The organism is Pseudoduganella sp. OTU4001, from assembly GCF_038440195.1.
GTDB lineage: Bacteria > Pseudomonadota > Gammaproteobacteria > Burkholderiales > Burkholderiaceae_D > Rugamonas.
Genome location: NZ_JASATG010000014.1, coordinates 28,597 through 41,050 on the forward strand (window position 1 = coordinate 28,597; position 12,454 = coordinate 41,050).

The 12,454-nt window shown below is 67.0% G+C and carries 10 protein-coding genes; 3 read left to right on the plus strand and 7 right to left on the minus strand.

From position 1 onward, the window contains the following. Window positions 1-78 precede the first annotated feature (78 nt). From AAHE99_RS14420 to AAHE99_RS14430, 3 genes are read left to right on the plus strand one after another with little or no spacing between them, the layout of a single operon-like run. Window positions 79-645 carry a DUF2760 domain-containing protein gene (locus AAHE99_RS14420; protein WP_342118045.1) on the plus strand — a complete coding sequence of 189 codons (567 nt, stop codon included), beginning with the start codon at window positions 79-81 and terminating at the stop codon, window positions 643-645. After that, complete coding sequence (locus AAHE99_RS14425) at window positions 642-2,495, plus strand: Hsp70 family protein (protein WP_342118046.1); 1,854 nt, start codon at window positions 642-644, stop codon at window positions 2,493-2,495. Before AAHE99_RS14420 ends, AAHE99_RS14425 begins: the two co-directional genes overlap by 4 nt. Then, window positions 2,492-5,332, plus strand: a complete 2,841-nt coding sequence (locus AAHE99_RS14430; RefSeq protein ID WP_342118047.1) for an Hsp70 family protein — start codon at window positions 2,492-2,494, stop codon at window positions 5,330-5,332. Before AAHE99_RS14425 ends, AAHE99_RS14430 begins: the two co-directional genes overlap by 4 nt. On the opposite strand, the gene AAHE99_RS14435 is transcribed toward AAHE99_RS14430, so the two are convergent. The 7 genes from AAHE99_RS14435 to tssB form a co-directional block, all read right to left on the minus strand. Continuing rightward, entirely contained in the window at window positions 5,325-5,951 is a 627-nt protein-coding gene (locus tag AAHE99_RS14435) for a tRNA-uridine aminocarboxypropyltransferase (protein WP_342118048.1), read from the minus strand. The genes AAHE99_RS14430 and AAHE99_RS14435 overlap by 8 nt on opposite strands. 22 nt (window positions 5,952-5,973) lie before the next feature. Next, window positions 5,974-6,843, minus strand: a complete 870-nt coding sequence (gene tssA, locus AAHE99_RS14440; protein ID WP_342118049.1) for a type VI secretion system protein TssA — start codon at window positions 6,841-6,843, stop codon at window positions 5,974-5,976. Window positions 6,844-6,851: 8 nt separating this feature from the next. Beyond that, window positions 6,852-9,449, minus strand: coding sequence for a type VI secretion system ATPase TssH (gene tssH / locus AAHE99_RS14445; protein ID WP_342118050.1), 2,598 nt, complete (start codon window positions 9,447-9,449; stop codon window positions 6,852-6,854). Further along, window positions 9,446-9,904 (minus strand): type VI secretion system baseplate subunit TssE, encoded by a 459-nt coding sequence (gene tssE / locus AAHE99_RS14450; RefSeq protein WP_342118051.1) that lies wholly within the window; start codon window positions 9,902-9,904, stop codon window positions 9,446-9,448. The genes tssH and tssE overlap by 4 nt, the downstream gene beginning before the upstream one ends. A gap of 65 nt (window positions 9,905-9,969) precedes the next feature. Then, the gene (locus tag AAHE99_RS14455) at window positions 9,970-10,461 is read right to left on the minus strand and encodes an Hcp family type VI secretion system effector (RefSeq protein ID WP_342118052.1); all 492 of its coding nucleotides are present in this window, start codon (window positions 10,459-10,461) and stop codon (window positions 9,970-9,972) included. Between the two features lie 14 nt (window positions 10,462-10,475). Continuing rightward, a complete protein-coding gene (tssC, locus tag AAHE99_RS14460) occupies window positions 10,476-11,957 on the minus strand; it encodes a type VI secretion system contractile sheath large subunit (RefSeq protein WP_342118053.1) in 1,482 nt (493 codons plus the stop codon). A gap of 1 nt (window position 11,958) precedes the next feature. Beyond that, entirely contained in the window at window positions 11,959-12,453 is a 495-nt protein-coding gene (gene tssB, locus AAHE99_RS14465) for a type VI secretion system contractile sheath small subunit (protein WP_342118054.1), read from the minus strand. Window position 12,454 lies beyond the last annotated feature (1 nt).

A 12,454-nucleotide genomic window follows, 5' to 3' on the forward strand; every position in this document is an offset into this window, starting at 1 on the left:
CCGCTGTGCCTCGCCTGCAAGCCAAGCTGGTATCATGCGCACTTCTCCGGGATACCCCCGACACTCAAAGAGCAATAAATGAGCAAATCTACCAATCTGCCTTCCTTCGGAAGCAGGATTTCCCTCGCCATTGGCGCCTTCTTCAAGACCCTGGGCGATGCAGAATTCGCCGCGCGCGTGCGCGACGACGGCATCGGCCCGGTGGCCGCACCGGCGCCGGCGCCAGTTGCGGCACCCGCCCCGGCCCCCGCGCCACTGCGCGAAGCCACCCCGGACGCAGCGCTGCAGCTGCTGTCGCTGTTCCAGCGCGAAGCGCGCCTGATCGACTTCACGCAGGAAAACCTGTCCGGCTATTCGGACGCCGATATCGGCGCCGCGGCCCGCGTGGTGCATGAAGGCTGCGCCAAAGTGCTGCGCGAGCACTTCAGCATCGACGCCATCCGCAGCGAAGCCGAAGGCAGCCGTGTCACCCTGCCGGAAGGCTTCGACGCCGCCGCCGTGCGCCTGACCGGCAACGTGGTCGGCAAGGCGCCGTTCACCGGCACCCTGAGCCACCGCGGCTGGCGCGCCTCCAGCGTAAGCCTGCCGAAACTGGCCGAAGCGCATGACGCCAAGGTGCTGGCACCGGCCGAGGTGGAACTGTGAGCGACCCGCGTTACGCCATCGGCATCGACCTTGGCACTACCCACAGCGCGCTGTCCTACGTTGAACTGGCCGGCAGCGATGGCGAGAAGACCAAACACGGCGTGCTGGGCATCCCGCAGCTGACCGCACCGGGCACGGTGGAAGAACTGCCGCTGCTGCCAAGCTTCCTCTACCTGCCACATCCGGATGAACTGGCGGCGGGAGAACTGTCCCTGCCCTGGGCAACGGCTGAAGGCCAGCCTGCCGTCGCAGGTGAAATGGCGCGCAACCGTGGCGCCACCACGCCGATCCGCCTGGTGTCGAGCGCCAAGAGCTGGCTGTGCCACCCTGGCGTGGACCGCCGCGCCGGCATCCTGCCGCATGACGCGCCGGAAGAAGTGACCCGCGTGTCGCCGCTGGAAGCCTCGACCCGCTACCTGAAACACCTGCGCGCCGCCTGGGACAACGCCCATCCGGAGGCGCCCTTCAACCAGCAGGCGGTGACGGTCACCATCCCGGCCTCGTTCGATCCGGCCGCGCGCGAACTGACCGCCGAGGCGGCACGCGCGGCGGGCTACGACAACGTCACCCTGCTGGAAGAGCCGCAGTCGGCGCTTTACAGCTGGATCCAGAACAGCGACGGCCGCTGGCGCAAGGAAGTGAAGCCGGGCGACATCATCCTGGTGGTGGACGTGGGCGGCGGCACCAGCGACTTCTCGCTGATCGCCATCCTGGAGCGCGACGGCGTGCTGGAACCGCACCGCGTGGCGGTGGGCGACCATATCCTGCTGGGCGGCGACAACATGGACCTGGCGCTGGCCCACCTGGTGGCGCGCAAGCTGGCCGCCAACGGCACCCAGCTCGACGCGTGGCAGATGCGCGCGCTGACCTACGGCTGCCGTGCGGCCAAGGAAAACCTGCTGGCCAATGCGCAGGCTGAGAGCTGGCCGATCGTGGTACCGAGCCGTGGCTCGAAACTGATCGGCGGTTCGATCCGCACCGAACTGACCCGCGCTGAAGTCTCGACCTTCATCACCGACGGCTTCTTCCCGAAAGTGGAAGCAGGCGCCCGTCCTGCCGTGCGTACCCGTGCCGGCCTGACCCAGCTTGGCCTGCCATACGCGCAGGATGCGGCAATCACCAAGCACCTGGCAGCCTTCCTGGCGCGCCAGGTGGGTGCGACGGCGGAACTGGAAGGCTTTGCCGGCCGTGTGAATGCGGAGCACAGCTTCCTGCATCCGAGCGCGGTGCTGTTCAACGGCGGTGTGTTCAAGTCGGAGCTGCTGGCCAACCGTGTGATGGAAACCATCAACGACTGGCTGTATATGGAAGGCGCGGAACCGGCGCGTATGCTGGGCGGCGCGGACCTGGACCTGGCTGTCGCCCGTGGCGCGGCCTATTACAGCTATGTGCGGCGCGGCGCAGGCGTGCGGATTCGCGGCGGTACGGCGCGTTCCTACTACGTTGCGGTCGAATCGTCGATGCCGGCCATCCCGGGCATGGAACCGCCGATCCAGGCGCTGTGCGTGGCGCCGTTCGGCATGGAGGAAGGCAGCGAGCTGGAATTGCCAGGCCAGGAATTCGGCCTGGTGGTGGGTGAGCCGGTGCACTTCCGCTTCTTTGGTTCTTCCGTGCGCCGTCAGGACCAGATCGGCGCCGTGCTTGATTTCTGGGGCCCGGACGAGCTGGTGGAGCTGAACGAGATCCAGGCGACGCTGTCGCCGGAAGGCCGCTCCGTCGGCGAAGTGGTGCAGGTGCGCCTGCATGCTTACGCCAGCGAGTCGGGCACGCTGGAACTGCTGGCGGTGGCGCAGGATGGCCAGCGCTGGAAGGTCGAATTCGACGTGCGCGGCGCCGGCGAAGGCCAATGACGCAGTACCTGGTCAGCATCGACCTGGGCACCACCAATTCGGTGCTGGCTTATGCGGCGCCGGGTGGGGCGGTGGAGTTGTTCGAGGTCGAGCAGCTTACCGCGCCTGGAGAGGTTGGCGGCGCCAAGCTGCTGCCCTCCTCCCGCTATCATCCCGCCGAAGGCGAAATCGCGGCGGGCGACCTGGCTTTGCCGTGGCCCGAGCCTGTTGTGGACGACGCGCCTGCAGGTGCTGTTGTCGGGCGCCTGGCGCGCCAGCTTGGCGGGCAGGTGCCGGGCCGCTTGGTCTCCAGCGCCAAGAGCTGGCTTTCCCATACCGGTGTTGACCGGCTGGCGCCGATCCTGCCCTGGGGCGCGGCGGACGACGTTGCGCGCATTTCCCCGGTAGCAGCCAGCGCCAGTTATCTGGCGCACCTGCGTTCTGCATGGAATACGCGCTTCCCTTCGGCACCGCTGGAACAGCAACAGCTGGTACTGACCATTCCCGCATCCTTCGACGAAGGCGCGCGCGCCCTCACGCTGGAAGCGGCGCGCATGGCCGGACTGCCTTCCCTGCGGCTGCTGGAAGAGCCGCAGGCGGCTTTGTACGACTGGCTGTACCGGCATCGCGCATCATTGGCGCAGGACCTGGCCGACGCGCGCCTGGTGCTGGTCGCCGACGTCGGTGGCGGTACGACTGACTTCACGCTGGTCAAAGTGGAGTTGGCAGACGGCGAGCCGGTGCTGACCCGCATCGGCGTCGGCAACCACCTGATCCTCGGCGGCGACAATATGGACCTGGCGCTGGCCCACCTGGCCGAACAGCGCCTCGCAGGCGGCAGCCAGGGCGGCACGCGCGATGCGGCCGGCGCGACTGGCGCTGGCGGCTCGGCGCCCGCCAGGCTGTCGGCGGCGCGGCTGGCGCAGCTGACGGAGCGCTGCCGGGCGGCGAAGGAGGCCTTGCTGGCGCAGGACGCGCCCGAGCAAGTCAGCGTCACCTTGCTAGGCGCTGGTTCGCGCCTGATCGGCGGCAGCCGTTCGGCGACCCTGGCGCGCGCCGACGTCGAACGCATCGTGCTGGATGGCTTCTTCCCCCTCAACGAATCGCAACAGCCGGCGCAATCAAAACGCGGCGGCATCGTCGAATTCGGCCTGCCCTACGCCAGCGACCCGGCCATCACACGCCACCTGGCCAGCTTCCTGCGCCAGCACGCCGCTGCCGCGCGCGCAGCACTGGGCCAGCCCGACGATGGCAGCCTGCCCGTGCCGGACACCCTGCTGCTGAACGGCGGCGTATTCCGCGCCGCCAAGCTGGCCGAACGGCTGCAGGCAACGCTGTCGGCCTGGCGCGGCCAGCCGGTACGCGTCCTGCACAACGACGACCCGGACGTCGCCGTCGCACGCGGCGGCGTCGCTTGCGCCCTGGGAAAACAAGGCCTGGCCCCCACCATCGCCGGCGGCTCCCCGCGCAGCTACTGGCTGCTGCTGGACAGCGCACGCGCCCCCGGCGTATCGCGCCGCGCCGTCTGCCTGCTGCCACGCGGCACCGCCAGTGGACAGGAAGTGCGCCTGGCCGAACGCAGCTTCGCACTGCGCCTGGGCCGCCCGGTACGCTTCCACATCGCCACCACGCTGGCCGACGCCACCCTGCCCCAAGCCGGTGAAGTGGCCGACCTGGCGCCGGACGAACTCACACCGCTGCCCGCCATCGCCACCGTACTGCGCGACAGCAACGACGCCAGCGCGCGCAAGGAAATCACCGTGCAGCTGGCAGCCTCGCTGACCGAAGTAGGCACATTGGAAGTCCATTGCGAAGCCAACGGCCAGCGCTGGCAGCTGGAATTCCAGTTGCGCGAGCATGGCAGCGACGACGCCGCCGATGCAGGCGCCACCGAGGGCGACGACGCGCCCCTTCCGGCCCGTCTACCCGACGCGCTGGAGAAAATCGACCGTATCTTCGGTAGCCGCGCCCAGCAAGTCGACGTCAAGGAAGTGCGCCAGCTGCGCAGCCAGCTCGAACACCTGCTGGGCAGCCGCGAACGCTGGGCCACCCCGTTGCTGCGCCGCCTGTTCGACGCACTGATGGAACGCGCCAAAGGCCGCCGCCGCTCTCCCGAGCACGAACGCACCTGGATGAACCTCGCCGGCTACTGCCTGCGCCCAGGCTTCGGCCACACGCTGGACGAATGGCGCATCGAGCAGCTGTGGGCAATCTTCGAAACCGGCGTCCAAAACCACAAGGACAGCCAGGTCTGCGCCGAATGGTGGACACTGTGGCGCCGCGTTTCGGGTGGACTGCCGCCAGCGGCGCAACTGCGCCTGCTGGACGATTTCGCCTTCAACCTGCAGGCCGATGCCAGCGAGCGCGGACGCCGTCCCGTCACCCTGGTCAACGGCAGCGAAGAAGACATGCTGCGCCTGGGCGCCTCGCTGGAACGCATCCCCTCTGCTTACAAGGCCGAAATAGGCAACTGGATGGTGGGCGAACTGCCCAAGGCTTCTCAAAAAAATTACCTGTGGGCGCTGGGCCGGGTCGGCGCACGCCGCCCGTTCCACGGCAGCGCGCATGATGTGGCGCCGGTCGGAACGGTCGAACAGTGGCTGCAGGCTGTCATGCAGCTCGATTGGCGCAAGGTGGAGCCGGCCGGCTTTGCCGCCGCCCACCTGGCACGCATGACCGGCGACCGTTCGCGCGACATCAACGACAACTTGCGCGCAGAAGTAGTGCGCCGTCTGGAAGCGGCCGGCGCCCCGCCAAGCTGGCCAGCCATGGTGCGCGACGTGGTGCAGCTGGACCAGGCCAGCGAACAGCGCATGCTGGGCGAGGCCTTGCCGCCGGGCCTGAAGCTTCTCAGCTAGGCTGGCCGCCGCGCGTGGCCAGCGCCTGCTGCTGCGCCACGAAGCCGTCGAATGCCGCGATCACGCGGTCGTAGCGATGTTCATCCCCTTCCAGCTGCGCCAGCGCGTAGCAGCTTGCCTCCAGCGTCGATAGCTGGTCGGGCGCATGTGCTTTGCGGATCAGGTAGTGCGAGGGCGGTGTGTCGCGCAGCGGCAGGCGCGGCAAGGCCTGCAGCAACGGGTTCAGGTAGAGCATCTTGCGGCTCTTGCGCCAGGTGGCGTCCAGCACCACCAGCTGTACATTCTCCGGCGCCAGCCCTGGGTCGCATTGCGGCGGCGGGGCGATGCCGAGCGAGCGGTCGCCCGGCGTGTCCGGATACAGCAGCACGGGCTGGCGGCCATTGCGGCCCAGCATGGTGCGCAGCGCCGCTTCTCCAAATTGCTCGCCGCTTTCGATCCGGCTGCCAGGCAGGCATAGATGCAGCAGGCGCGCACTGCCCTTGGCATTGGCAACTTCCATCGGGTGTTGCAGGATCAGGATGTCGACTGCGCTGGCTACCGGCGCCACCCAGTGGCAGATGCAGGTGGCGGCGGGGCGCAGGCAGGTGGCGCACATCGGGCGCCGCAGCAGGGTGTTCATGCCGCGGATCATACACCAGCGGTCAAGCTTGCGTGGGGGCGCCCAGCAGCTCGTCCAGCTGCGCCAACTGGGCGGGGTCTTTCACCACGGCGCGCAGCCATTCGTGCAAGGGCAGCTCGCCCCAGCTGGCGGCCTTGTCGGCCAGATAGGCAACAGGGCTGTGCGGCTCGGTGCGGCGGAAGAATTCGGCCACCAGGCGAAGCTGGGCCAGGGCCTGCTCGCGCGAGTGCGGCGGCTGTGGCCGGACCGCCGCCATGGCGCCGCCGGCGTCACCGCCCGGCCACGCGCAGTCGGCCACCTCGGCACCCGCACCACCGTCCGTGTCGCCGACGGCCGTCTCCACCGCCCGCTGCACGGCGTCACGCGCCGCGCCGAACGAAGGGCCATCGGCGCCCAGCCGCGCATCCACCGCCGCCTGCAAGGCCTGTAAAGCCTCCATGCAAAACCGGGCATCCTGCATGGGGGCCGGCGGCATCGAAGCCACCAAGGCCGCCGTACGGCCCAGCAACCACGCCAGATTGCCGGTGCGGAGTTCGTATTCGCCATCCTCCGGCAACGGATATACCTGCTCCCAATACCGCTCGCACAGGCCCGCCAGCAGCATGAACCCCTCGCCCAGCCCGCGCAGATGGTGGATGTGGGCCCGGGCCTCCGCCAGCCAGACCGCCAGCCGCAGGTCCTTGCTGCGCGCGCGCAGCAGCTCGGCGCAGCGGTTCGCCACCAGCGGCCAGTCAGCACTGTGCAGCGGCGTGTCCCACTCGCCCTGCACCAGCGACGGGTCGTCATGCCGCCGCGCCGCAGCGATGGCGTCCATGCACGCATCGAACGAAACATCCTCGCCGCACGGTTGGCTATCGCTGACCGGCACCAGCAAATCCTCATTGGTGAACATATGCCCTCCTATTTCAAGGTAATCCGGAACTGGCCCTGGCGTGTCACACCGGCCTTGACCTTGACGACCGGCGCGCCTTCGGCCATGCGCGCCAGCAGCGCATCGGCCACGCCGGGCAACAGGCTGCCATGCAGGATATTGTCGATATTGCGTGCACCGGAATCGGTCTCGGTGCAGCGCGCCAGCACCGCCTGCACCAGCGCCTCGTCCCAGCAGAATTCGGCGTGGTGGTTCTCGCTGATGCGCTGGCCGATGCGTCCCAGTTTCAGCGCAATGACCTGCGCCAGCGCATCGTCCGAAATCGGATAGTACGGCACGACCTGCAAGCGCCCCAGGAACGCAGGCTTGAAGTGGCGCACGAGCTGGGGGCGCAATAGCGCATCCAGTTCGTCCGGCGCCGGCAGCATGCCCTTGTCGCGGCCCAGGCAAGCCTGCATGATGGCGCCGGAACCCAGGTTGGAAGTGAGGATGATGACGGTGTTGCTGAAGTCGACCAGCTGGCCTTCGGAATCCTCCAGCGTGCCACGGTCGAATACCTGGTAGAACAGCTCCAGCACGTCCGGATGCGCTTTATCCGCTTCGTCCAGCAGCACCACGCAGTATGGGCAGCGCCGCACGGCCTCGGTCAGCACCCCGCCTTCCCCGTAGCCCACGTAGCCGGGCGGAGAGCCTTTCAGTCCGGCCACGCTGTGCGGTTCCTGGTACTCGCTCATATTGATGGTCACAAGCTTGCGCTCACCACCATACAGCAGGTCCGCCAAGGCCAGCGCAGTCTCGGTCTTGCCGACGCCGGACGGGCCAGTCAGCAGGAACACGCCCTTGGGCTTGCGTGGATCATCCAGTCCGGCGCGGGCCGTGCGCATGCGCTGCACGATGGCTTCCACCGCTTGCTGCTGCCCCAGCACGCGCGACTCCAGCGCGGGCTTGAGCTGCTGCACCGTACGAATTTCATCGCGCAGCATGCGGCCGACCGGGATGCCGGTCCATGCCGCCACCACGCTGGCCACGACGTGCTGGTCCACCTCTAGCGGCACCATCGGCGCTTCGCGCTGGATGGCCGCCAGATCCTGTTGCAAAGCGGCTGCGGCGCCGGATTCGCCCTGCTGGCGCAGCGCGGCGACCCGTCCGCACAGCGCACGTTCCTGCTCGTGGCGTGCCGCCAGTTCGGCATGCCAGGCCTGCAGGCTGCCGCGTTCATCGCGCAGCGCCGACAGCTGCGGCGATGCATTCTGCACGCCATTGGCGGCATCGCGCTTTAGCGCGGCAATCCGCGACGACAGGCGCGCGATCTGGCAGGCTGCGTCTTCCAGCATGGCGGGCGCTGCGCACTGGCCCAGCGCCACGCGCGCACAGGCAGTATCCAGCACGCCGACCGCTTTGTCTGGCAACTGGCGGCTGTTGATGTAGCGGTGCGATAAGCGCACCGCAGCTGTCACGGCGTCATCGCGCACATGCACACCGAAATGCGTTTCCATCAAAGGCACCATGGCGCGCAGCATGGCGGCCGCCGTTTCCTCATCCGGTTCTTCGACCTTGACCACCTGGAAGCGGCGCGCCAGCGCGGCATCCTTCTCAAAGTAGCGCTTGTACTCGCTCCAGGTGGTCGCGGCGATGGTACGCAGCTCGCCGCGCGCCAGGGCCGGCTTCAGCAGGTTGGCGGCATCGCCCTGCCCTGCCGTCCCGCCTGCACCGATCATGCTGTGGGCCTCGTCGATGAACAGCACAATCGGGTGCGGACTGCGGCGCACTTCATCGATCACATTTTTCAGGCGCGCCTCGAACTCTCCGCGCACGCTGGCCCCGGCCTGCAGCAACGCCAGGTCCAGGGCATGGATCGCCACATTGGCCAGCGGCGGCGGCACGTCGCCAGCGGCGATACGCAGCGCCAGCCCCTCCACCACGGCGGTCTTGCCGACGCCCGCCTCGCCGGTCAGGATCGGGTTGTTCTGGCGGCGCCGCAGCAGGATATCCATCAGCTGGCGCACTTCCGCCGAGCGCCCGATGACCGGATCGAGCTTGCCATCGCGCGCCAGCTGGCACAGGTTAACGGTGTATTGCGCCAGCGCAGGGGAAGCCGCCGGTATGGTGGCCGCCGCTTCTGGCAGCGCAGCTCCGGCGCAGAGCGCGTCTTCCGCCGATCCCGCCACATATTTTTCCATGCGGTGCTTCAGCCCATCCACGGGGAAGCGCGCAAACAGGCGGGAAATCCGCGCCGCCTGTTGCGATAGTTCCGACTCAGTGAGCACTGCCAGGAGCAGGTGGGCGCTGCGCACCTGGTCCGGCTGCGGTAATGCCAGCGAGGCAATCAGCCAGGCATGCTCCAGCATCAGTTGCAGGCGGCGCGCAAACACAGGCACCCGCGCGGCGGCCGGCACCATGCCGGCGAGCTCGCGCCGCAGGTCCGCCTCCAGCGCCGTCGGGCTGATATCGCAACGCCGGGCAATGGCAAGCACGTCGCAGTCCGGCTGCTCCAGCAAGGCAAGCAGCAGATGCTCCACATCGACTTCGCCATGGCCCATGCCGATGGCGATGTTGGCAGCGCGGGTGGCGGCGCTACGACAGGCGCCGTTCAATTTTCCGATCAGTGTTTTCAATTGAATACTCATGCGATGGCTCCGCGCTTGATGGAATAGTGCAGCGATGACGGTTGCAGGGCCGCGCTGAAGCTGACCGCTTCCTGTGCGCCATGCGCCTGCAGCACGCCGACGATAACGATGTCGATGCGGTTGACGATGCCGGCCTGCTGCGCCAGCGAGACCTGGACATTGCGCAGGCGCGGCTCGTGCCGTTCCACAGCCTGCCGCACGCTGGCGCAGATACGCGCGCGGTCCTGGCTGCTGCTATGCGATAGCCCCGCAAAATCCGCCAGCCCGAAATTCAGGACCGAACGCGCGCATTCCGGATAATTGCGCAGCATTTCCTGCGGCAGCGCCGTACGCGTGTTGAGCAGCACCTCCAGGTCGCGCGCCACGCTCTCCTTCAACTGCTCCTGCGACAGGAAACGCCCGCGCGGCTGGCACCCCAGCAGGCGGTCAAGCAATCCAGGCCGGCAACCGTCCATTCCGCATCTCCAATGAAAAAAGCGGCTGCAACGCTCGCACGCCGCAGCCGCAACTCCCTCCAAAATCACACGATCCGGTTCGCCGCCAGATCCCAGCCGCCCGACGTATTGCCGCCGATGCCGCCGGTAATGCGCTGCTGGGTGTATTTCCAGCGCACCTTGGAGAACTTGAAGCCCACCTCTTCGGTCAGGATGTCGCCCTCATTCACCGACGGCGACACCGCGCCGATCAGGACGTTATCCAGTTCGATCTCGAAGTACTTGACCCGCTCGCCCTGCGCATCGGCGCGCATGAACTCCAGCTTGGCCTTGGGGATGGTGCGGCCTGCGGCGCAAGTCTGCAGCAGGATAGGCGAGGCCAGGTCGGCCAGTTTGGTGATCACAATATCGCGGTGCTCGCAACGCTCGGCCGTATGGCCGCCGCCGGTGGAAGAAGTGGCGGACCGCGGCTGCTCCACGCCCCAGCTGACCGATTTGCATTCGATCCAGTCTTTGTGACGGTCATCGGCCGACTCGCCCTTGATGCCGTCGATATGCAGATATACGTCAATTGCCATCGCAATACTCCTTTTCAGTAGTTGGTGGTTTGCGGCAGTTCCGCCACGAGGCGAAGGGAAACGGTCAGCTCGTCTAGCTGGAAATGGGGGCGCAGGAAGCTGACGGCGCGGAACACGCCGGGCCGGCCGGGAACCTCGCTGACCTGCACCGAGGCTTCGCGCAGCGGGAACTGCGCCTTCTGCACCTGGCTGGCGTTATCGTCCAGCAGAACGTACTTCATCAGCCAGCGGTTCAGGAAGTCTTCCACGTTCGAAGCGGCGGCAAAGCTGCCGATCTTGTCGCGCATCATGGCCTTCATATAGTGGGCGATGCGCGAAACGGCGAAGATGTATTGCAGCTGCGAGGACAGCACGGCATTGGCGTTGGCCGCCTCCGAACTGTAGCGGCGCGCCTTCTGCGCCGATTGCGCGCCGAAGAAGGCTGCATAAGCAGTGTTCTTGCAGTGCACCAGCGAGATGAAGCCAAGATCGCTCAGCTCCTTCTCGCGGCGGTCGGTAATCGCCACCTCGGTCGGGCATTTCAGCGCCACCTCGCCTTCGTCGGTCTTGAAGGTGTGCGTCGGCAGGTCGTCCACCAGGCCGCCGCCTTCCACGCCCCGGATCGCGGCGCACCATCCGAATTCCTCGTGCGCCTTGGTCAGGCGGGCGCCAAAGGCATAGGCGGCATTGCACCACAGGTATTTGTGGTGGTCGCGGCCATCCACGTCCTCGACAAAGTTGAAGCCTTCAACCGTGGTGCCGTCGACGGGATTGAACGGCAGGCGGCCCAGGAAGCGCGGCAAGGTCAGCCCGACATAGCGCGCATCTTCCGACTCGCGGAAGGCCTTCCATTTGGCGTATTCCACGGTATCGAAGACTTTTGCCAGGTCGCGCGGCTTGCCAAGCTCGCCGTAGCTTTCCAGGCCAAACAGCTCGGGAGAAGCCGCACTGATGAACGGCGCGTGGGCGGCCGCCGCCACGTGCGACATCTGCTCGATGAAGTAGATATCCTCCGGCTGGCGGGAGATCTCGAAGTCGCCCAGCAGCGCCGCGTAGGGCGAACCGCCGAAGGTGCCGAATTCCTCCTCGTAGACCTTCTTGAAGATCGTACTCTGGTCGAACTCCAGCGCGCTCTGGAAGTCGCGCACCAGCTCGCGCTTGGTGGCGTTCAGCAGACGGACTTTCAGCGACGGCCCGGTCGCCGTGCTGCACACCAGGTAATGCAGCCCGGTCCAGCTCTGCTCCAGCTTCTGGAAGGCCGGCGTATGCATGATGGCGCTCAGTTGGTCGGAGATCAGGCGGTCCAGCTCCGCCACGCGGGCATCAATCGTGGCCGACAGGTTGTGCGACATTTGCACCGTGCCCTGCATCACCTGGCGCGCCAGTTCGCCGATGATGTCGCGGGCGCGTTCATGCTCGCTGCTGGACTTGGCCACCTTGCTTTCTTCGACGATCCGGTCCAGCAGGTCGCCCTCTTCCGCCGCGGCCGGCGCAGCAGCCATCATTTGCGCACTCATATCAGTCCTCCTTGGGCGCAAGCGCCGCCAGGTTTTCGGTGCTCTGCAGCACATCGGTCAGCAGGTCTTCCAGCTTGTCGTTGCCGGCCAGTTTGTTGCGCAGGTCCGCCAGTTTGCTGCGCGTTTCCAGCAGCTTGCCCAGCGGTTCCACCTGGCGCACGATTGCTTCGGGACGGAAGTCCTGCATCGACTGGAAGCGCAGCTCCACCGGGAACTCGCCCTCCCCGCCAAGCCGGTTCGGCGCCTGGAAGTGCAGCACTGGATTGACCCCGGCCAGCACTTCGTCGAAGTTGGCGCTGTCGATGTTGACGAAGTTGCGCTCTTTCAGGCGCTTCTGCGGCACCTGTGGATTGCCGCCGAAGTCGCCCATCACGCCAACGACAAAAGGCAGCTCCTTGTTCTCCATGGCGTCGCCGACTTCCACGTCATAAGTCATTTGTACGCGCGGTGGACGCACCTTGGTCAGGCGCTTTTGCACGCTGTCACGGTTTGCCATT

What these genes read in the sequence shown, in the direction of transcription:
- tssA (WP_342118049.1), bottom strand. Translation starts at nt 6,843, where the DNA reads ATGTTCACCAATGAGGATTTGCTGGTGCCGGTCAGCGATAGCCAACCG.
- tssB (WP_342118054.1), bottom strand. Translation starts at nt 12,453, where the DNA reads ATGGCAAACCGTGACAGCGTGCAAAAGCGCCTGACCAAGGTGCGTCCA.
- AAHE99_RS14430 (WP_342118047.1), top strand. Translation starts at nt 2,492, where the DNA reads ATGACGCAGTACCTGGTCAGCATCGACCTGGGCACCACCAATTCGGTG.
- AAHE99_RS14455 (WP_342118052.1), bottom strand. Translation starts at nt 10,461, where the DNA reads ATGGCAATTGACGTATATCTGCATATCGACGGCATCAAGGGCGAGTCG.
- tssE (WP_342118051.1), bottom strand. Translation starts at nt 9,904, where the DNA reads ATGGACGGTTGCCGGCCTGGATTGCTTGACCGCCTGCTGGGGTGCCAG.
- tssC (WP_342118053.1), bottom strand. Translation starts at nt 11,957, where the DNA reads ATGAGTGCGCAAATGATGGCTGCTGCGCCGGCCGCGGCGGAAGAGGGC.
- AAHE99_RS14420 (WP_342118045.1), top strand. Translation starts at nt 79, where the DNA reads ATGAGCAAATCTACCAATCTGCCTTCCTTCGGAAGCAGGATTTCCCTC.
- AAHE99_RS14435 (WP_342118048.1), bottom strand. Translation starts at nt 5,951, where the DNA reads ATGAACACCCTGCTGCGGCGCCCGATGTGCGCCACCTGCCTGCGCCCC.
- tssH (WP_342118050.1), bottom strand. Translation starts at nt 9,449, where the DNA reads ATGAGTATTCAATTGAAAACACTGATCGGAAAATTGAACGGCGCCTGT.